The organism is Methylobacterium sp. Leaf99, from assembly GCF_001422375.1.
Lineage (GTDB): Bacteria > Pseudomonadota > Alphaproteobacteria > Rhizobiales > Beijerinckiaceae > Methylobacterium.
Genome location: NZ_LMMU01000001.1, coordinates 1786765 through 1807392, shown reverse-complemented (window position 1 = coordinate 1807392; position 20628 = coordinate 1786765). Strand labels below are relative to the sequence as shown.

Annotated in this window: 17 protein-coding genes; 9 read left to right on the top strand and 8 right to left on the bottom strand. The window is 69.9% G+C overall.

All coding sequences use genetic code 11. The annotated features are described in order from the left end of the window. Positions 1-104: 104 nt before the first annotated feature. Together secA and ASF28_RS08285 are read left to right on the top strand one after the other, a co-directional pair. Positions 105-2993, top strand: a complete 2889-nt coding sequence (gene secA / locus ASF28_RS08290) for a preprotein translocase subunit SecA (protein ID WP_056090060.1) — start codon at positions 105-107, stop codon at positions 2991-2993. A 12-nt stretch (positions 2994-3005) separates the two neighbouring features. Beyond that, on the top strand, positions 3006-3413 hold the full coding sequence (locus ASF28_RS08285; RefSeq protein WP_056090057.1) for a GNAT family N-acetyltransferase: 408 nt from the start codon (positions 3006-3008) through the stop codon (positions 3411-3413). Between the two features lie 91 nt (positions 3414-3504). Here the strand turns inward: ASF28_RS08285 and ASF28_RS08280 are convergent, their stop codons facing one another. Then, the gene (locus ASF28_RS08280) at positions 3505-5451 is read right to left on the bottom strand and encodes a potassium transporter Kup (protein ID WP_056090054.1); all 1947 of its coding nucleotides are present in this window, start codon (positions 5449-5451) and stop codon (positions 3505-3507) included. A 207-nt stretch (positions 5452-5658) separates the two neighbouring features. Then, a complete protein-coding gene (ispG, locus tag ASF28_RS08275; RefSeq protein WP_056090051.1) occupies positions 5659-6966 on the bottom strand; it encodes a flavodoxin-dependent (E)-4-hydroxy-3-methylbut-2-enyl-diphosphate synthase in 1308 nt (435 codons plus the stop codon). Positions 6967-7327: 361 nt separating this feature from the next. Here ispG and ASF28_RS08270 point away from each other — a divergent pair, with 361 nt between their 5' ends. The 3 genes from ASF28_RS08270 (at position 7328) to ASF28_RS08260 (ending at position 10175) form a co-directional block, all read left to right on the top strand. Then, complete coding sequence (locus ASF28_RS08270) at positions 7328-8440, top strand: patatin-like phospholipase family protein (RefSeq protein ID WP_082476056.1); 1113 nt, start codon at positions 7328-7330, stop codon at positions 8438-8440. A gap of 75 nt (positions 8441-8515) precedes the next feature. Beyond that, positions 8516-9136: a sigma-70 family RNA polymerase sigma factor gene (locus ASF28_RS08265; protein ID WP_056090050.1), complete on the top strand. Its 621-nt coding sequence runs from the start codon at positions 8516-8518 to the stop codon at positions 9134-9136. Positions 9137-9407: 271 nt separating this feature from the next. Then, the gene (locus ASF28_RS08260; protein WP_056090047.1) at positions 9408-10175 is read left to right on the top strand and encodes an anti-sigma factor family protein; all 768 of its coding nucleotides are present in this window, start codon (positions 9408-9410) and stop codon (positions 10173-10175) included. A gap of 528 nt (positions 10176-10703) precedes the next feature. Here ASF28_RS08260 and ASF28_RS08255 read toward each other — a convergent pair. After that, on the bottom strand, positions 10704-11726 hold the full coding sequence (locus ASF28_RS08255) for a bifunctional riboflavin kinase/FAD synthetase (protein ID WP_056090045.1): 1023 nt from the start codon (positions 11724-11726) through the stop codon (positions 10704-10706). A 278-nt stretch (positions 11727-12004) separates the two neighbouring features. Between ASF28_RS08255 and ASF28_RS08250 the strand changes: the two genes are divergently transcribed. Further along, positions 12005-12388, top strand: a complete 384-nt coding sequence (locus ASF28_RS08250) for a response regulator (RefSeq protein ID WP_018046001.1) — start codon at positions 12005-12007, stop codon at positions 12386-12388. Positions 12389-12550: 162 nt separating this feature from the next. Next, positions 12551-13084 (top strand): protein phosphatase CheZ, encoded by a 534-nt coding sequence (locus ASF28_RS08245; RefSeq protein WP_056090042.1) that lies wholly within the window; start codon positions 12551-12553, stop codon positions 13082-13084. 7 nt (positions 13085-13091) lie between these two features. Here the strand turns inward: ASF28_RS08245 and ASF28_RS08240 are convergent, their stop codons facing one another. Beyond that, the gene (locus ASF28_RS08240) at positions 13092-13979 is read right to left on the bottom strand and encodes a TIGR01459 family HAD-type hydrolase (protein ID WP_056090038.1); all 888 of its coding nucleotides are present in this window, start codon (positions 13977-13979) and stop codon (positions 13092-13094) included. 90 nt (positions 13980-14069) lie between these two features. Next, complete coding sequence (locus tag ASF28_RS08235; RefSeq protein WP_056090035.1) at positions 14070-15500, bottom strand: EAL domain-containing protein; 1431 nt, start codon at positions 15498-15500, stop codon at positions 14070-14072. Between the two features lie 233 nt (positions 15501-15733). On the opposite strand from ASF28_RS08235, the gene ASF28_RS08230 reads away from it, so the two are divergent. Both ASF28_RS08230 and ASF28_RS08225 read left to right on the top strand, forming a co-directional pair. Further along, on the top strand, positions 15734-15955 hold the full coding sequence (locus ASF28_RS08230) for a heavy-metal-associated domain-containing protein (protein ID WP_056090033.1): 222 nt from the start codon (positions 15734-15736) through the stop codon (positions 15953-15955). A 194-nt stretch (positions 15956-16149) separates the two neighbouring features. Then, positions 16150-17823 carry a formate--tetrahydrofolate ligase gene (locus ASF28_RS08225; protein WP_056090031.1) on the top strand — a complete coding sequence of 558 codons (1674 nt, stop codon included), beginning with the start codon at positions 16150-16152 and terminating at the stop codon, positions 17821-17823. 42 nt (positions 17824-17865) lie between these two features. Here ASF28_RS08225 and ASF28_RS08220 read toward each other — a convergent pair whose 3' ends face one another. The 3 genes from ASF28_RS08220 to ASF28_RS08210 all read right to left on the bottom strand — a co-directional run bounded on the left by ASF28_RS08220 (position 17866) and on the right by ASF28_RS08210 (position 20612). Beyond that, the gene (locus tag ASF28_RS08220; RefSeq protein WP_056090027.1) at positions 17866-18282 is read right to left on the bottom strand and encodes a hypothetical protein; all 417 of its coding nucleotides are present in this window, start codon (positions 18280-18282) and stop codon (positions 17866-17868) included. Positions 18283-18379: 97 nt separating this feature from the next. Then, positions 18380-19072, bottom strand: a complete 693-nt coding sequence (locus ASF28_RS08215) for a uracil-DNA glycosylase (protein ID WP_056090024.1) — start codon at positions 19070-19072, stop codon at positions 18380-18382. Between the two features lie 13 nt (positions 19073-19085). Further along, a complete protein-coding gene (locus ASF28_RS08210) occupies positions 19086-20612 on the bottom strand; it encodes a bifunctional metallophosphatase/5'-nucleotidase (RefSeq protein WP_056090022.1) in 1527 nt (508 codons plus the stop codon). Between the last annotated feature and the right edge of the window lie 16 nt (positions 20613-20628).

The window sequence follows — 20628 nt, the reverse complement described above, 5'->3', positions numbered from 1 at the left end:
GACGATCGACAGGCGCGGCTCTTTCGGATGCGTCGGGCAATATTTACCTCTATAAGCCCGGCCAACATTCGCCTTCACGCTTTTCGATCGACCGTAGGTTCACGATGCTCGGTGCCCTCGCCAAGAAGATTTTCGGCTCGTCCAACGACCGGCGCGTGAAGGGCTACCGTCCCCGTGTGGCCGAGATCAACGCCCTGGAGCCGCAGCTGGCCAGCCTGTCCGACGCGGACCTGCGCGCCCGCACCGACATGCTCAAGGGCGAGCTCGCCGCCGGCAAGTCCCTCGACGACATCTTGATTCCGGCCTTCGCCACCGTCCGCGAAGCCGCCAAGCGCGCCCTCGGCCAGCGCCACTTCGACGTGCAGCTCATCGGCGGCATGGTGCTGCACGAGAGCGGCATCGCCGAGATGCGCACGGGTGAGGGCAAGACCCTGGTGGCGACCCTGCCGGTCTACCTCAATGCCCTCTCCGGTCTCGGCGTCCACGTGGTGACCGTGAACGACTACCTCGCCTCGCGCGACGCCGAGTGGATGGGCCGGGTCTACCGCTTCCTCGGCCTCACCGTCGGCACCATCGTCCACGGCCTCGACGACGAGCAGCGCAAAGAGGCGTATGCCTGCGACATCACCTACGGCACCAACAACGAGTTCGGCTTCGATTATCTTCGCGACAACATGAAGTACGAGCTCGGCCAGCTCGCCCAGCGCGGCCACAATTTCGCGATCGTGGACGAGGTCGATTCGATCCTCATCGACGAGGCGCGGACCCCACTCATCATCTCCGGCCCGGTGGACGACCGCTCGGAGCTCTACGTCTCCGTCGATGCGCTGATGCCCCACCTGGACAAGGAGCATTACGACCTCGACGAGAAGCAGCGCACGGTCTCGCTCACCGAGAGCGGCAACGAGTTCATCGAGGACCTGTTGCGCGGGGCGGACCTGCTGAAGGAGGGCGACCTCTACGACGCCCACAACGTCTCCCTCGTCCACCACGTGAACCAGGCCCTGCGCGCCCACACCCTGTTCACCCTGGACAAGGACTACATCGTCAAGAACGACGAGGTGGTGATCATCGACGAGTTCACCGGCCGCATGATGCAGGGCCGGCGCTACTCGGAGGGCCTGCACCAGGCCCTGGAGGCCAAGGAGCGGGTCACGATCCAGCCCGAGAACCAGACGCTGGCCTCGATCACCTTCCAGAACTACTTCCGCCTCTATTCCAACCTCGCCGGCATGACCGGCACGGCCTCGACGGAGGCCGACGAGTTCGCCGAGATCTACAAGCTCGAGGTCGTCGACATCCCGACCAACAAGGAGGTCGAGCGCGTCGACGAGGACGACGAGGTCTACCGGACGGTTGGCGAGAAGTACGACGGCATCATCGCGGAGATCGAGAAGGCGCATGCGCGCCATCAGCCGATCCTCGTCGGCACCGGCTCCATCGAGAAGTCGCAGCATCTGGCCGAGATGCTGACCAAGGCCGGCTTCACGCCCCTCGACTACTCGGACCTCAACGCCCTCACCGACGTCTACGCCGCCGCCCGCGAGGGTCGGGTGACGAAGCGCTTCGCCGTGCTCAACGCCCGCTTCCACGAGCAGGAGGCCTACATCGTGGCGGAGGCCGGCGTGCCCGGCGCCATCACCATCGCGACCAACATGGCCGGGCGCGGCACCGACATCAAACTCGGCGGCAACGTCGAGATGCGCGTCGAGAAGGAGCTCGCGGGCATCCCCGAGGGCGCGGAGCGCGACGCCAGGATCGAGGCGATCAAGGCCGAGATCGCCGAGTACCGTGAAAAGGTGCTGGCCTCGGGCGAGCCGGCCGATCCGGAGGCGGGCCGCAAGAAGGCCCTGCCCGGCGGCCTCTACATCATCGGCACCGAGCGCCACGAATCGCGGCGCATCGACAACCAGCTGCGCGGCCGCTCCGGCCGCCAGGGCGATCCCGGCCGCTCGAAGTTCTACCTGTCGCTCCAGGACGACCTCATGCGGATCTTCGGGTCCGACCGCATGGACGGCATGCTGACGCGCTTGGGGCTCGAGCAGGGCGAGGCGATCATCCACCCCTGGATCAACAAGGCCATCGAGAAGGCGCAGCAGAAGGTCGAGGCGCGCAACTTCGACATGCGCAAGAACGTGCTCAAGTATGACAACGTCATGAACGACCAGCGCAAGGTGGTGTTCGAGCAGCGCCGCGACTTCATGGGCCAGGAGAGCGTGCGCGACACCGTCGACGAGATGCGCCACGGCGTCGTCGACGACCTCGTCGCCGTGCACGTCCCCGAGAACGCCTACGCGGAGCAGTGGGACGTCGAGGGCCTGCGCGAGCGGGTGCAGACGGTGCTCAACCTCGACGTGCCGGTGGAGGACTGGGCCAAGGAGGAGGGCATCGCCGACGAGGAGATGCGCGACCGCCTGCGCCAGGCCGCCGACGACGCCTACGCGGCGCGCACGGAGAAGAACACGCCCGAGGTCATGACCTATGTCGAGAAGCAGGTTCTCCTGCAGACCCTCGACCACCTCTGGCGCGAGCACCTCGTCACCCTCGACCACCTGCGTCAGGTGGTGGGCTGGCGCGGCGTCGCCCAGCGCGACCCCCTGAACGAGTACAAGTCGGAGGCGTTCGACCTGTTCAACGGCCTCGTCGGAAGCTTGCGCGAGCAGGTGACCCAGCAGCTCGCCCGCATCGAGATCATGTACGAGGACCCCGCCGCCGAGGAGTCGCCGTTCGCCTCCCCCGCCCTGCCGCCGATGTTCGCCCAGCACCTCGATCCCGTCACCGGCGAGAACGAGGTGGGCCGTTCGGGCAGCGGCAGCGACGGCGGGGGCGGTCCGGCCTACGGCTACGCCGCCCAGGCGATGCCGACGGACACGGCGGTGCTGGAGCGCGACCCCACGGATGCCACCACCTGGGGCCGGGTCGCGCGCAACGAGCCCTGCCCGTGCGGCTCGGGCAAGAAGTACAAGCACTGCCACGGCGCCTTCGCCGCCTGAGCTCCCGGGCTCATGGCGGAGATCGCCTACGGCATCGAGCCGGACCTCGACGTGGCGGAGTTCCGCCGCGTCCTCGTCGAATCGGGTCTGGCGCCCCGCCGGCCCGCCAACGATGTGTCGCGCCTGTCCCGGATGCTGGCGGCGGCCGACCTCGTGGTCACCGCCCGCCGCGACGGCGTCCTCGTGGGGGTGGCCCGCACCCTCACCGACTTCTCGTTCTGCGCCTACCTGTCGGATCTCGCCGTATGCGCGTCCGTGCAGGGACTCGGCATCGGCCGGGGCCTGATCGCCGCCACCCGCGAGGCGGTGGGCCCGCAAGCCTCGCTCCTGCTCACAGCCGCCCCCGACGCCATCACCTTCTACGAGCGCATCGCCATGCCCCGGGTGCCCGACGCGTTTCGGTACGACCGGGAGGCTTGAGGGGCGAAAATGGCCCATAACCTTGCAAATCCGGAATCGAATTCCGGATTTGCAAGGTTATTCTCTCACAAGACGGGCCGGGCGCTGGCCTTCACACCGTCACCTGGGTCCCGACTTCCACCACGCGCCCCGTGGGGATCTGGAAGAAGTCCGTGGCGTCGTTGGCGTTCTTCGCCAGGGTGATGAAGATCCGGTCCTGCCACAGGGGCATGCCCGAATGGGCCGCCGGGCGGATGGAGCGTCGGGACAGGAAGAACGACGTCGCCATGATGTCGAACTTGAAGCCCTGCTTCTTCAGGAGCGTCAGGGTCCGGGGGATGTTGGGCGATTCCATGTAGCCGAACTTCATCACCACCTTGGAGAAGTGCGGGCCGATGGGCTCGATGCGGACGCGGTCGCTCGCGCGGGCGCGCGGGGTGTCCACGGTCTCCACCGTGAGGACGACGTTCTTCTCGTGCAGCACCTTGTTGTGCTTGAGATTGTGCAGCAGGGCCGCCGGCGCGATGTAGGGGTCGCTGGTGAGGAACACCGCCGTGCCGCGCACGTGGTGGGGCGGGCTCTTCTCCAGCATGCCGACGAGTTCGGTGAGCGGCACGTCCGTCTTGCGGGTCTTGTTGATGAGGATCGCGACGCCCCGCACCCAGGTCCACATCAGGACGATGAGGGCGCCGGCGAACAGCAGGGGCACGTAGCCGCCCTCGAACACCTTGAGCATGTTCGACAGCAGGAACAGGAATTCGAGGGCCGCGAACGGCAGAATCGCGAGGCCGGCGGCCCAGGGCGACCATTTCCAGGTCTTCCACAGCACGAGGAAGGCGAGGCTTGCGGTGATCAGCATCGTGCCGGTGACGGCGATGCCGTAGGCCGAGGCCAGCGCCGCCGAGGAGCGGAACAGGATCGCCAGGATCACCACGCCGATCATCAGGAGCGCATTGATCTGCGGCAGGTAGATCTGCCCAGAATGCGATTCCGAGGTGTGGCGGATTTCGAGGCGCGGCAGGAGGCCGAGCTGGATCGCCTGGCGCGACAGGGAGAAGGCGCCGGTGATCACCGCCTGGCTCGCCGTCACCGTGGCGGCGGTGGCGAGCAGCACCATGGGCAGCAGGCCCCATTCGGGCACGAGCTGAAAGAACGGGTCCGTGGTGTCGGGTTTCGCCAGGACCAGGGCGGCTTGGCCGAAATAGTTGAGCACGAGGCAGGGCGCCACGAGGTAGAGCCACGCGATCTGGATCGGCCGGCGGCCGAAATGCCCGAGGTCGGCGAACAGGGCCTCGGCCCCCGTCACCGCCAGGAAGACCGCGCCCAGGGCCACGAGGGCGCCGGTGCCGTGGCCGAGCAGGTAATGCAGGGCGTAGTAGGGGTTGATGGCCCAGAACACGTCCGGCGTCGCGTAGATGTGCGGCAGGGCGGCGAGCGCCATGGCGGCGAACCACACGGCCATCACCGGCCCGAAGAAGGTCGCGACCTTGCCCGTCCCCCGGTTCTGGATGAGGAACAGCGGAACGATGATCGCGATGGTGATGGGCAGGACGTAGGCCTCGAAGGCCGGGGTGACGAGTTTCAGCCCCTCCACCGCCGACAGCACCGAGATGGCGGGCGTGATGATGGCATCGCCGTAGAACAGCGAGGCCCCGAGCAGGCCGAACATGAACACGATGCGCGAGCCGCCGAGGGCCGAGCGGGCCAGCGCCATGAGCGAGAGGATGCCGCCCTCGCCGTTGTTGTCCATCCGCATGAGGATGACGACGTACTTGATGGTGACGATGAGGAGCAGCGCCCACAGGATCAGGGACGCGACGCCGAGAACCTCCTCGCGCAGGAGGATGCCGTCGGCGCGGGCCGAGACCAGGGCCTCGCGGAACGCGTAGAGCGGGCTCGTGCCGATATCGCCGTAGACGACGCCGATGGAGCCCAGCACCAGGGTCCACAGGCTGGCGGGTGCGTGGGCGCGGCCCGTCTCCGCGTCGATGGCCGCTGCGGACGGGTCCCCGCCCTCGGGGGTGGGACCGGGCGCGCTCGGAATGGCGGATTGCGTCATGCGGCTCGATCGCGACGTGTTGCGAACCCGGGTCTCTCGCGATGCGCCATCGGACGCGCGCAAGGAACACCGGGGCCGGTCCCGACGGGGTCGGGCGGCGGGGATTAGGCTACGTTCACGCTATCACGCGGCGCAGCATGCGAGAACGGCAACCCGCTCGGGGGTGCCGTCCGGCCATCAAGGCAGGGTGCGTGCCGCGGAAGCGGATTACTCCGCGGCGCTGCGGGTGCCGGAGCCGAAGCGGCGCTCGATGTAATCGGTCACCACGGTCTCGAAATCCTTGGCCAGCGTCGGTCCGCGCAGGGTCATGGCCTTCTTGCCGTCGATGAAGACCGGCGCGGTGGGGGTCTCGCCGGTGCCGGGGAGCGAGATGCCGATATCGGCATGCTTCGATTCGCCCGGACCGTTGACGATGCAGCCCATCACCGCGACGTTGAGGCCCTCGACGCCCGGATAGGCCTTCTTCCACTCGGGCATCGACGTGACGATCCAGTTCTGGATGTCGCGGGCGAGTTCCTGGAAGGTCGTGGAGGTGGTGCGCCCGCAACCCGGGCAGGCGGCCACGAGCGGCACGAACGTCCGGAACCCCATGGTCTGCAGGAGTTCCTGGGCGGCCTTCACCTCGACGGTGCGGTCGCCGCCCGGCTCGGGGGTCAGCGAATAGCGGATGGTGTCGCCGATGCCTTCCTGCAGCAGCACGCCGATGGCGGCGGAGGCCGCCACCAGGCCCTTCGAGCCCATGCCGGCCTCGGTGAGGCCGAGATGGATGGCGAAGTCCGAGCGGCGCGCCACCTCGCGGTAGACGGCGATGAGATCCTGCACCGCCGAGACCTTGGCCGAGAGGATAATCCGGTCTTTCGGCAGGCCGAGTTCCACGGCGCGTTCGGCCGAGGACAGGGCCGAGCGCACCATGGCCTCGCGCATCACCGCGCGGGCGTCGATGGGCCGGGGCAGCCGGGCGTTCTCGTCCATGAGGTGCGTCAGGAGCGCCTCGTCGAGGGAGCCCCAGTTGGCACCGATGCGCACGGTCTTGCCGTAGCGGATCGCCTGCTCGACGATGGTCGAGAACTGGGTGTCCTTCTTCTCCTTGAAGCCGACATTGCCCGGGTTGATCCGGTACTTGGCGAGGGCCTCGGCGCAGGCCGGGTGATCGGCGAGGAGCTTGTGGCCGATGTAGTGGAAGTCGCCGACCAGGGGCACGTGGATGCCGATGCGGTCGAGGCGCTCGCGGATCTTCGGCACCGCCACGGCTGCCTCGTCGCGATCGACGGTGATGCGCACGAGCTCCGAGCCGGCCCGGGCCAGCTGGGCCACCTGCGCCACCGTGCCGTCGATGTCGGCGGTGTCGGTGTTGGTCATCGACTGCACGACGATGGGGGCGCCGCCGCCGACCATGACGGCGCCCTCCCCGGACCCGACCATGACGCCGACCGTGCGGTGGCGGGGGCTGGGACCGGCGATCTCGGGGGCAGTGCCGCTGATCGGGTTGGCGGGGGTCGCGTCCATGGCTTCCATCGTTGATCCGTGCGCTCCCGGAACCTCCGCCGGCTCGGCGGCCTTCCGTCTGCGAGGGCGCCGTCTGGCCCGGCCGGGCGATCCGGCCGGTGGCGTCCACGACGCCCTCTTGGTCTACGCTCTCAACCCTTGAGCTGAGATGACGGTGGGCGGGCGTCAAGCCCGCGCCGGTGGGGACCTAAGGGGCGCTGGTCTGTTGTCAGCCCCATCCCATGTCCGATCCGGGGCGAGATGTCGAGTTCATCCCGGCGGCCGGCGGATGGCTGCACTGCGCCCCGGTGAGGGAACCCGGCGCGACCCGGCCCGATTGTTGCCCTGTCGCATCATATATTGCGGTGCACCATCCACCCTGGAGGCCCCCATGCTCGACGCGAACCAGCAAGCGCCCATCGATTCGCCGGCCGATATCGGCCCGGGTGGCTCGTGTCCGGATCATGCCGTCGCGCCGACACGCGTGCTCGCAGGTCCCCGCGCGGAGAAGACCGTCGCCCTGGCGCTTCAGGGCGGGGGTGCGCACGGCGCCTTCACCTGGGGCGTTCTCGACGCGCTGATCGAGGACGGGCGCCTCGGCTTCGAGGCGATCACGGGGGCCAGTGCCGGCGCCATGAACGCCGTGGTGATGGTCGACGGCTGGCTCGAGGGTGGCCCCGACGGCGCGCGTGCGGCCCTGGAGACTTTCTGGCGCGAAGTGAGCCTCGACAGCGATCTCTGGCCCGCCCAGCGCGGGGCCCTCAACGGCCTGTTCGCCCTGTGGAAGGACAATCCCGTCGTCGAGTTCTGGGGCCGGGTGATCAAGACCAGCCCCTACGCGTCGAACCCCCTCAACTACAATCCCCTGCGCAAGGCGCTGGCCAAGCAGGTGGATTTCGAACGCCTGCGCAAGGCCGAGACGGCGGCCCTGTTCGTGTCGGCCACCAATGTCTGGACCGGTAAGCTCGCGGTGTTCGAGCGCGCAGATCTGAAGGTCGACCATCTCATGGCCTCGGCCTGCCTGCCCACGGTGTTCCAGGCGGTGGAGATCGACGGCGTTCCCTATTGGGACGGGGGCTACCTCGGCAATCCGCCGCTCTATCCCCTGTACCGGGGGGCGGAGACCCGCGACATCCTCCTCGTGCAAATCAATCCGGTGGAGCGGCGCGAGACCCCGCGCACGCAGCAGGAAATCCAGGACCGCCTCAACGAAATCACCTTCAACGCCAATCTCATGCGCGAGCTGCGCGCCATCGATTTCCTCGACGGCCTCATCGCCGAGGGCGTCCTCGGCCAGGGCGGCTACAAGTCGCAATACGTCCACCGCATCGACGGCACCGGGGCGCTCGACGACTATCAGGCTTCCTCCCGCCTCGACGCGCGCTGGCGGGTGTTCGAGCGCCTGCGCGACAAGGGTCGGGGCGCGGCCCAGGCCTGGCTCGCCGAGACCTACGATCAGGTCGGCCGGACCTGCAGCCTGAACCTCCAGGCGACCTACCAGTAGGGTTGGCCCCGAGGGCGCAGGGGACCCGTGCGCGGCGTGCGGGATTAATCCGCCGCCGCGCACGTTACTACTCTTATGACGACCGAACCGCTCCGGCACGGCTCCGCCACCTCCATCGTCGATCTCATGGTGCCCCTGCGGCGCTACGCACGATCGCTGACCCGCGACAGCCTGCGGGCCGATGATCTCGTCCACGATGCCCTGGTGCGCGCCCTCGAATCCGGTCAGATCCACCGGCCGAACACCAACCTGCGCACCTGGATGATGACGGTGCTGCACAACGTCTTCATCGACGAACAGCGCCGCCGGCGCGTGGAATCGCGCCACGCCGAAGCCCTGGTGCAGATGAGCGAGGAGATCACCCCTCCCGCCCAGGAGTCGCAGGTTCGCCTCGCCCAGATCCGCCGCGCCTTCCTCACCCTCCCGGAAGAGCAGCGCGCCGCCCTCCATCTCGTGACCCTGGAAGGCATGGCCTACGCCGACGCCGCCGCGGTCCTGGGCATTCCCATCGGCACCCTGATGTCGCGGTTGGGCCGCGGGCGCGCCGCCCTCAGGGCGTTCGAGGAGGGCGAGCGCGATCTGGATCAGCAGCGCCGCCCGCCACCGGAGCGTCCGCGCCTGCGTCTGGTGCCCCAGCAGGCTGGGGCACCAGACGCAGGCGCGGGGCTCGGGGGACGGGCCGCGGGAAAGAGCTGATCGGTCCGCGGAGCAATCCGTAGCGGGACAGGGCCGGCAGCGGCCCAATCCGGTTTCCGGGCAGAAAACGTTCAGGGCCATGGAAATCGCAGGATATTGAAATCGCAGGTTAAAGGGCGGTGCGTCGTCAACGGGGTCCTTCGATCCCCTGATCGGTCCGCTGTCCCCGAAGAAAGCCGAAGGCGTTGCCATCGTGGTGACGGACCGACCGATCTGGCCGGAAGACCATCGGCGCCGAGGCGCAGGCCAGAACCGAATGGAAGCGACAGCGATGGTCGACCCGATTACAGACACCGATCTCACCGCCTTCGTCGACGGACAGCTCGACGTGATGCGACGCCTCGACGTGGAGGCCCACCTCGGGCGCAATCCCGAGATCGCGGCCCGTGTCATGGCCGAGATGCACGATCGCGATGCCCTGCGGGAGGCCTTCACCCGGATGCCCGGTCCGGGGCCGGAGCGAAACCGCGCCGCGGCCCGCCGCCTCGACCGGTCCCTCGCCTGGCGCCGGGTCGGCGACCGCCTGCGCCGCGCGGCCGTGATCGCCCTGCTGGTGGGCGCCGGGTGGCTCGCGCATTCGGACAGCTTCCTGCTCGGCGTGCCCGACACCTTCGCGGCTCCGGTGGATCCGACCCTGGTGGCCGATGCCCGCAACGCCCGTGAGGCGGCGCAGATCCGAGGTCGGCTGGCGGCGCAGCGCACCACCACCTACGACCGCACGGGCATCGCCGGGGCCACGGGCATCGCCCTCCCGGACCTTCCGGGCGACTGGACCGTGCGCGACGTGCAGATCGTGCCCGCCCGCAACGGCACGAGCGTCGAGGTGGTGATCGATGCCGGGGCCCTGGGCGAACTCTCCCTGTTCGCCACCCAGGGCGGCAAGGCCGGTCCGGGCGAGGGCGAGGTGGCGAGTCCCGGCGATGGCGAGACCGCCTACTGGATCGTCGGCCGCACGGCCTATGCCCTGAGCGGCGGCCACGATCATGCCGGTCTTCAGGTCGCCGCACGGCGGCTGGCCGCGAATCCGACGAAGCTGTAGGGGCGCGTCCCGGCGCTCCCGGATCGTCGCCCCACCCGCGGGTGGGGCCGCGCGGATTTCAGGCGGCGGCGAGGCGTCGGCGTGCCAGGCTTCGGACACTCCGGAACGGCAGGAGCACCACCCGCACGGCGGCGGCGAGGGCGAGGACAACAACGACCGTCAGGACGACCATCAGAGTTTTGACCATCGGGGCACCTGCTTCGTGAGCGGAACGTCGCGGCTCCGGACGGAGCCCGAGCCGTGCGTTCGAGGGAGCGCCCGAACTTCGGCGAAACTGAGAGGGTCCCCGGGGAGCCGCGTCCTGGCGCGGTGACCACGGGAGCCGGGAGCGGATGCGCGTACATCCGGCGTCATCCGTCCCGGCCTCGTGGTCCCCTCCGACCGTGGAGCGAAGCCGCGTCCGGGGTGAGGGAAGAATGCGCCGGGATGGTTAATGAACCGTGACCGGCAGGGGGCATTGGAACCGCCGGAGGGACAGGCGTGACCCGATCCCCCCGACGGGACCAAAAGCCTACAGCATGCAAGAGCCTACAGCATGGACGGGACCGTATCGGCCGCGAGGATCGCGCGCGCCTGCGCCGCGTCGATATCCATGCGGGCGACGAGGCTTTCGGCGGACGCGAATCGCTCCTCGCCGCGGATATGGTCCACGAATTCCACTGTGATGGCCTGGCCGTAGAGATCGCCGGAGAAATCGAACAGGTTGACCTCGAGGAGGGGCGCCCCGTCGTCGAAGGTCGGCCGGCGGCCGTAGCTCGCCACCCCGTCCCGGAGGCCGCCGTCGGGCAGGGCGACCCGCACGGCGTAGATCCCGTGGGCGAGGCCGCAGGCGGGAAGCGCGACGTTGGCCGTGGGGTAGCCGAGGGTGCGTCCGCGCTTGTCCCCGTGCTGCACCTTCCCCGAGACGAACCAGCGATAGCCGAGTAGCGCATTGGCGCGGGCGACGTCGCCCTCGGCCAGGGCCGTGCGGATCGCACTCGACGAGACCGGCTCCATGGCATCCTCCTGGGAAACGGGCGGCAGGGAAACGGGCGGGATGATGCGGCAGCTCAGGCCCGCGCCCGCGCACAGGTCGGCCAGGACGGCCGGCGTGCCCTCGCGCTCCCGGCCGAAATGGAAATCGTGGCCGACGACGACGCCCGAGAGGCCGAGGTCGCGCACGAGCAGGGTCTCGACGAAGGCCCGGGCGCCGGTCCCCGCCAGCACCGCGTCGAAGCGGCGGACGACGAGGCCGTCGAGGCCGAGATGGGCGAACACCCGCTCCTTCGCCGCCGCGTCGGACAGGCGGAACATCGGCAGATGCGGCGCGAAATACGCCCGCGGATGCGGCTCGAAGGTCAGGGCCACGGCCGGCCGGTCGGCCGCGGCGGCGGTCTCGCGCACGGCGGCGATGAGGGCGCGATGCCCGAAATGGACGCCGTCGAAGTTGCCGATGGCCGCGATGGCGCCGGCGATGGCCGACGGCACGGGCTCGTCCTCGCGACAGACCGTGAAACGCCGGCCCGGCGCGGGAATCGAGTCCGGCAAGGCTGTCCTGTCGCCGGGCGGCATCTGGTCCTGACGGTGCTGTGGCTCGGTGGACGCGGGTCCGACGCCCCGCGTCGGCGGCGGAACCTGTCGAAATCCGCCGGGGGGGTCAAGCGACGACCACGCCCCGCACCGGCACGCCTCGCTCCGGGATGTCGACACGACGCCGCAGTTAACCGCTTTGCAAGTCGATGGGCCGTAGTTTCACGATCACGGGGCACGAACATCGATCGGCCCCGGCCCAATCCCGAGCCGCCGCGGCGTGAGCGCATCGGCCTCGACCTGACGGAGCACACGCGCCCATGGCCCTCGATCTCGGCATGCCGATCCTCGTCGTCGATGATTATCAGACGATGGTCCGTATCATCCGCAACCTCCTGAAGCAGCTCGGCTTCGAGGAGGTCGACGACGCCTCCGACGGCACCGCCGCCCTCGCCCGGCTCAAGAACCGCAAGTACGGCCTCGTGATCTCCGACTGGAACATGGAGCCGATGACGGGCTACGAGCTGCTGCGCCACGTGCGGGCCGACGAGGCCCTGCGCACCACGCCGTTCATCATGGTCACCGCCGAGTCGAAGACCGAGAACGTCATCGCCGCCAAGAAGGCCGGCGTGAACAACTACATCGTCAAGCCGTTCAACGCCGCCACGCTCAAGAGCAAGATCGAGGCGGTCTGCGGCGCCTGATGCGGGCACCGATCCGTCGGATCGGTTCGCCTTTCGGCCCGGCCGCGTCGCGCCGGCGCGGACGGCCCCCGCCATCCCGGAGCGGGTGGAACGGGGGTCGTCCGAGGCGCAGACGGGGCCGACACTTCGCGGGAACGAACGGCACAGGGGAGGCGGGAGTCGATGGCACTCGCAAACAGGGCGCGCAAGGCGAACACCGCGCCGGAGAAACCGTCCCTGGTCCGGGAACTCGTCGAGATCGCCGATTACATCGCGCATCTCCGCACCGAGATCGCCGCCCTGCGGGCCAACGAGCTGACGCGCGACCGTCTGCCCATGGCCCACGAGGAACTCGGCTGCGTGGTGGCGGCGACGGCGGGGGCGACCAACTCGATCATGAACGCGGCCGAGGAGATCCTCGGCCTGCCGGACGACAAGAACTACCGGGCCACCGTCGAAGCGCGGATGAACGACATCTTCGAGGCCTGCACCTTCCAGGACATCACCGGCCAGCGGATCAGCAAGGTGGTGGATGCCCTGCGGCAGCTGGAGAGCCGCCTGTCGCGCTTCGCCGCCGCCGTGAAGGCCCGCGACGAGGGCGGCATCGATCCGGAAGAGGTCGAGCGCCGCGTGCGCAGCGAGCTGCTGATCCTCAACGGACCGCAGATCAACGGCCCCGCCACGGCCCAGGACGCCATCGACGCGATGTTCGCCTGAACCAAGCCTACCAGACGAGACGCTCGATGATGGCGTCCGGCCGCACGGACTGCCGACCGAGCCATTCGGCGACGTCGCCGAGGGTGGCCCCTTCCGTCGAGACCCCCAGTTCCTCGGCATGGATGCCGCGCGCCACGAGGAGGTTCGGGAGTCCGAACGCCGACGCCCCGGCGATGTCCGTGCGCAGGGCGTCGCCCACGGCGAGCACCCGGGCGGGGTCCGGGGCGGCGAGACCGTCGAGGGCGCCGGCCATGTCGAGGGCCGCCGCGTAGACCGGCCGGTACGGCTTGCCCGCATAGGTCACCCGGCCACCGAGGGTCGCATAGGCCTCGGCGATGAGGCCGGCGCAGGGAATCAGCAATCCGGCACGCTCGACCACGAGGTCGGGGTTGGCGCAGATCATCGGCACGTCGCGGGCGCGCCACTCCTCCAGGGCCGGGCGATAATCCTCGGCCGTCTCCCGGGTGTCGTCGAACAAGCCGGTGCAGACGACGGCGTCCGCCTCCCCGGCCGCGACGCGGCGGATGTCGAGGCCGTCGAAGATCGGGGCGTCGCGCTCGGGCCCGAGATGGTGGATGCGCGCCCCCGGCGTCCCGGCCAGCAGGCTGCGGGTGAGGTCGCCCGAGGTCAGGATGGCGTCGTAGGCCTCGCGCGGCACGCCGTATCCGTCGAGGATCGTCCGGACGCCGCCCCAGGGGCGCGGCGCATTGGAGACCAGCACCACCCGGCGCGGACGCGTCCCGCCCGGCAAGCCGCGGAATCGGATCAGGGCTTCGCCCGCTTCGGTATGGGCGCGCACGCCGTCGTGCAGCACGCCCCAGACATCGCACAGGATCACGTCGAAGCGGTCGGCGATGGCGCTGAGCCCTGGGATCGTGGGCACGGGTTCGGTCATGCGGGGGCCTGTGGGGGGTCGAGGGCGTGGCGCGTCGCTCGGTTAGGCGCGGGGGCGCATGAAATCAACGCCGGACGAGGGGCGACGCGTCTAACCGGCCCGCCGCAAAAAGTCCCGGAACGGGCGGCGCTGGGGCGGCGGCTCGGGCTCGTCGCCCGCCGACTGGGCCGGCTCGGGCGCGGGCGGCGGGGCGGCCAGCACCTCGGCGCGCACGGCGCGGGCGGGGGCGAACACCGTCCCCTGCGCCCGGGGAACGTTGAGGTCGATGAGGTCCGGCACGTCGGTCTCGCGCTCGACGCGGTCGGCGACGAGCTGGATGCCGGCCCGGCCCAGGGCGGCGACGAGATCCTCGATGGCGAGGTCGGGCATGATCTGATGGGTGCCGGGCCGCAGGAGCATGTCGGCGGGCACCTTGACCTGACCCACGCCGCGGTCGGCAAGGGCGGACGGATCGAAGCGCAGGTCCACGGGCCGGTCGAGGGTGAAGCCGATGGCATCGCGCAGGTCGGCCAGGGCCCCGGCCTGCTCGGCGTCGAGGCTGCGCCAGCTCGTCTGCGGCAGGGCCACGACGAGGCGGCCGGCGAGTTCGGGCTCGTCGGCCACGAGGCGACCCAGGGACCGCAGGAAGCCGGGCTCGAACAGGGAGAGCGGCGACAGGCCGTAGGCGACGGCCGCCCGGCTGCCGCGCCCGGCCAGGTGGCGTGCCACCGTGGCCGTGCGCTGGAGCATCCGCCGATCGAGATCGGTGGTCCGGCCGTGGCGCTCGAGGATGGACAGGAACGCGTCGGGCGCCAGGAGGTCGCCGGAGGGGAGGTCGCCCGGTCCCGCGACGCGCAGGCGCGCCACGGCCTCGTAGGAGACGACCTTGCGCTGCGGCAGGGAGACCACGGGCTGGAGATGGACTTCGAGGCCGATCCCGTCGAAGGCCGCCAGGATCGCGCCGTCGCGGACCGCCTCGCGCGACGCGGCCTCGCGGGCGGCCACATCGAGGGGTCGGGGTGTCCACGGCGCGGCCGGCGGGGGCGCCTGCCGGGGGACCACGACGATCTCGGGGGCGACGGGCGGCGGCTTGATCGCCGGGGGCACGGGCACCAGCTTCAGGCCGGCGATCTCTCCGTCCTGCGCCGCGACCACGGCGGCGAGTTCGCGCACGATGCCGCTGAGGAGACCGATCTCGGCGGTGACCTCCTCGACGCCGGCCGCCAGGGCCGCCGTGTCGGCACCGGCCTTCGCGTCGGGACCGGCCCCATTGGCCCGCACCTGCTGCTCGGCGATGAGGCGGGTCACGGATTCGAGGCGCAGGAGGCGCTGGGACAGCACGTCCACCTCGCCCGAGAGCTTCTCGCAGCGGGCGGACAGGGCCTTCGCCCGCCGATGGGCGAGGAGGGCGCCGGCACCACCGGCCGTGGCCAGTGCGAAAGCCCCGCTCAAGGGGGCGTAGACGGACAGCGGCGCCAGGGCGCCGAGTCCCAGGAGACCGAGGACCCACGGGCCGCCGCGCCGGCCGACGATCCGGGCCATCGGGATGATCTCACCTCAGAACGCATCTGCGATTTCGCGGCCGGCGCCGCGGGACGGCACCGGCCCGAGCGCTCTTTGTCGCCGAGACGCCGAGTCCTCACAAGACGCGCCGCCCGTGGCCCACGACGATTTTTGCCCTGTGTGACCTGGGCTTTCCGCCTCCGCGCTTGCATCGCGTCCGCGCCGGATCAACATGGCCGCCGGGGCGCGCGACGACGAAAGGTCCCAGGACCATGAATCCGATGCAGTCGGACCTGCTGATGCAGGTGGACGGGATGACCTGCGACGGCTGCGCCACGGCGGTGCGCCGGGCGATCCTGCGCCTCGACCCCGATGCCCGGGTGGCGGTGGACCTCGATCACGGCCGCGTCGCCGTCACCACCCGCGAGCACGGGGCAACGGTCGCGGAAGTCCTGACCCAGGCCGGCTACACCGCGATGGCCATGACGGGTTGACCCCATATGACGGGCTGATTTCAAACGAAATTTTGTCCGCGCGTTGAAAATTTCCCAAGCGCTTTTCCTTGCCCCTTCCATCAAACTGGTGTGATCGAACACAATGCGGTTCCGCGTGCGCCTCACGGCGCCGGGACCGCACACGCCAAACACGCGCCCTTCGGCGCGAAGAAAAAATCGGGAGAGACGAAGGCATGCCGTCAGACATCGAGATCGCCCGCGCGGCGACCCTGAAGCCGATCACCGAGGTCGCCGCCCGGATCGGCATCCCGGAGGACGCCCTCCACCATTACGGCCGGCACATCGCCAAGATCGACCACGACTTCATCAAGGGCCTGGAAAGCAAGCCCGAAGGCAAGCTCGTGCTGGTGACGGCCATCAGCCCGACCCCGGCCGGCGAGGGCAAGACCACCACCACGGTGGGCCTCGGCGACGCGCTCAACCGCATCGGCAAGAAGACCGTGATGTGCCTGCGCGAGCCGTCGCTGGGTCCCTGCTTCGGCATGAAGGGGGGTGCTGCCGGCGGCGGCAAGGCCCAGGTCGTGCCGATGGAGCAGATCAACCTCCACTTCACCGGCGACTTCCACGCCATCACGTCGGCGCACTCCCTCGCCGCAGCCCTCATCGACAACCACGTCTACTGGGCCAACGAGCTCAACATCGACGTGCGCCGCATCCACTGGCGCCGCGTGGTCGACATGAACGACCGGGCCCTGCGCTCCATCACCCAGTCGCTCGGCGGCGTCGCCAACGGTTTTCCGAGGGAGGACGGGTTCGACATCACCGTGGCGTCGGAAGTCATGGCGGTGTTCTGCCTGGCGCGCGACCTCGACGATCTCGAAGCCCGCCTCGGCCGCATCGTCATCGCCGAGACCCGCGACCGCAAGCCGGTGACGCTCGCCGACGTGAAGGCGACGGGCGCCATGACGGTGCTGCTCAAGGACGCCCTGCAGCCGAACCTCGTCCAGACGCTGGAGGGCAATCCCGCCCTCATCCACGGCGGCCCTTTCGCCAACATCGCCCATGGCTGCAACTCGGTCATCGCCACCCGCGCCGGTCTCAAGCTCGGCGACTACGTGGTGACGGAAGCCGGCTTCGGCGCCGACCTCGGCGCGGAAAAGTTCATCGACATCAAATGCCGGCAGGCCGGCCTGAAGCCGTCCGCGGTGGTCATCGTCGCCACCGTGCGCGCCCTCAAGATGCATGGCGGCGTCTCGAAGAAGGAACTCGGCTCCGAGAACCTCGAAGCCCTGGAGAAGGGTTTTGCCAACCTCGCCCGCCACGTCGCCAACGTGCGGAGCTTCGGCCTGCCCGTGGTCATCGGCGTCAACCACTTCTACGCCGACACCGATGCCGAGCACGCCAAGCTGAAGGAGCTGTGCCGCGACAGGCTCCAGGTCGAGGCCATCACCTGCAGGCATTGGGCGGATGGCGGCGCCGGCGCCGAGGAACTAGCCCAGGCCGTGGTGAAGCTGGCCGAGGGCGAGCAGAAGCCCCTCGCCTTCGCGTACGAGACCGAGACCAAGCTCACCGACAAGGTCCGTACCATCGCGACGAAGCTGTACGGCGCCGCCGACATCCAGGTGGAATCGAAGGCCGCCACCAAGCTCGCCCAGTTCGAGAAGGACGGCTACGGCAACCTGCCCGTCTGCATGGCCAAGACCCAGTACTCGTTCTCCACCGACCCGAACCTCATGGGCGCCCCCGACGGCCACGTCATCTCCGTGCGCGACGTGCGTCTCTCGGCGGGGGCCGGCTTCGTCGTGGTGATCTGCGGTGAGATCATGACCATGCCGGGCCTGCCCAAGGTTCCGGCCTCGGAGGGCATCCACCTCGACGCCAACGGCCAGATCGAAGGCCTGTTCTAGGCCCAAGATCCGGAGGCCCCGAGGGGCCTCCGGACAACGATCCTACTGGGCGGGCTTCGGCGCGGTCTCGGCCGGGGGAGCTTCGCCCGGTGCGCCCGCCGGCAGCGGCGGCAGCAGCACGTTCTTGGTGATGTTGCCCTCGGGGCCATACTCGCCGGCTACCGCGAGGCACGCCTGCTCGCGGTTGAGCTGCATCTGGTTCGACATCAGCGCGAAGATGGTCTGGACCCTCCCACCGAACGGCCCGCGCGGGCCGACATCGGCGGCGCGCGTCCCCTGCTTCTCGAGCAACGCGTCGAACTGATCGGCGCCGATGCGGTAGCCGCAGACATTGGCGGCGGCGAAGATGTAGGCGGCGAATTCCAGCGCCCGCGGCTGCGGCGCGTTGCGGATCTGCGCCTGCGCGGCGGCCGGCAGGGCGAGCGCGAGGCTCAGGGCAAGGGCGGAGCGTACGAGCATGGGGCGTTTCCTCGGAGTGCGGCGGATTCTTAAGCTCCGCTTATGTGCCCGACGGAGATAGACCGCCCGCCCCCCGCCTCCAAGGGGCCGCGTCGCCTCAGCCCAGACTCCAATCGATGGGCGCGACCCCGTGCGCTTCCAGCCAGGCATTGGCCGCCGCGAAGGGCTGCGAGCCCGGAAAGTCGCGCTGGCGGTTGAGCGGCGAGGGATGCCCGGATTCGATGACGCCGTGGCGCGCCGTGTCGATGAGGGCGGCGCGCGCCCGCGCCTGGGCACCCCACAGCAGGAACACCGCCGGCTCCGCCCGCTTCGAGACGGCCTCCACGGCCTGATCGGTGAGCGAAGCCCAGCCGTAGCGCAGGTGCGCGCCGGACTTGCCCTGCTCCACCGTGAGGGCGGAGTTCAGCAGCAGCACGCCGCGCCGCGCCCAGGGAGTGAGGTCACCGCCCGTCGGCTTGGCCGCCGCCTCCGGAAGTTCGGCCAAAATCACCTTGAGGGAGACCGGCAGGCGCCGCGCGCCGACATAGGAGAAGGCCAAGCCGTTGGCGTCGCCCGGCGTCGGATACGGGTCCTGGCCCAGAATCACCGCCTTGACCGCATTGAGCGGCGTCAGCGCCAGGGCGTTGAAGATGTTCTCCGGCGCCGGCAGAACGGTGACGCCTTCGGCGATGCGCTCATCGACCCGCATGGCGGCGGTGTCGGCCGCGTCGCCGGAAAAGAACGGCAGTTCGAGCCAGGGCGAACCCGAGCGGCGAAACCGCGCGAGGGCGTCGGCGACGGGGCCTGTCATCGGCAAAACATCCTCAGGGCGTCAGGATGCGTCCCTCGGACGGGATGGCGAGGGGCGCGTTGGCCCGGATGTAGGCCATGACCGCGTTGGCGACGAGGGTGCCGTCGGTGCGGCCGATGAGGGTGCGGCCCCTGGCCAGTTCGCCGTAGCCGTTGCCGCCGTCGTAGAGGAAGTTGTTCGAGGCCACCGTGTAGGTCTTCCCGGGGTCGAGCGGCGCGCCGTCATGGCTCAGGGCGACGATGCGGGCGCCGACCGGGGCGGCGGGATCGACGGTGACGACGAGGCCGGAGACGTGCGGGAAGCGCCCCGCCGGTCGGCCGAACTCCGAGAACCCCGTCTCCAGGAGGGCGCGGATCTGCGCGCCGGTCAGCGCGACGAGGACCGTGGTGTTGCCGAAGGGCAGTTCCAGGAGGATGTCGCGGCGCGTCAGCACGTGGCCCGCCGGATACAGGGTGTCGCCCCGGATGCCGCCGCCGTTGGTGATGGCGAGATCCGCCCCCGTGCCGGCGCGCAGGGCATCGGCCACGAGGTTGCCGAAGCTCGCCTCGCGGACGCGCACGGCGGCGATGCGGCTGTCCAGCGGCAGGCGCGTCTCGCCGAGGGCAACGTCGAGTTCGCGGGACAAATCCCCTTCGAGGCGCCGGACCACCGCAAGGGTCTCGGGGTCCGGGACGACGCTGGCCGAATCATACACGCGAAAACCCGGGCGCCAGGTCACCGTCCGGGCCTTACCCGACCCAGTGACCGTCACGGTGACGTCGATGGCGGTGACGAAATGGGCGTCGAAGCTCGATTCGACCATGACGGTCTGGCCGTCGTAGCGGAGCGCCAGGTCGTGGTCGTGCCCCGACAGGAGGATGTCGACGAGGCGCCCGGCGACGATGGCCTCGTCCGTCACCCGGCCCGTATGGCAGACGCCCACCACGAGGTCGGCGCCCTCCATGCGCAGGCTTTCCGCCTCCCGGGCCAGGGTCTCGAGTTCGGGGGCGAAGCGCAGGTCGCCCGACTGGGACTTGTCCGGCGTGCTGGCGAGGGCGATGCCGACGATACCGACTCGGATGCCGCCCAGGGTCGTCAGGGTCCGGTCGCGGAGTCCCGGCAGGGGGCGCCCGGCGCCATCGCGAAGATTGGCGGCGAACACGGGAAAGTTCGCCTCGCCCATGCGCCGGGCGAAGATCGCCGGACCGAAATCGAACTCGTGGTTGCCCGGCACGAACACGTCGGGCGGGGCGATGTTGAGGAGTTCGACGATGTGCGCGCCCTGGTCGAAGCCCGACATCAGGGACGGCGACAGGGTGTCGCCGGCATGGGCGTAGAGGAGCGGCACGCCGCGCGCCCGCTCGGCCTTCACGATGGCGTTGAGGCGGGCAAAGCCCCCGCGCCCCTCGTTCTCCGACATCCGGTAGAGGTCGTTGACGAGGAGCAGGGTGAAGGTCGGTTCGGGGACGGGGATTGCTGCCCGGGCCTCGGAGCCCATCCCGGCGGCGAGACCGGCGCCGAGCCCGAGGCCGAAGGTCTGGCGACGGTTGGGGCGCGGCATGGGACAGGTCTCGGCG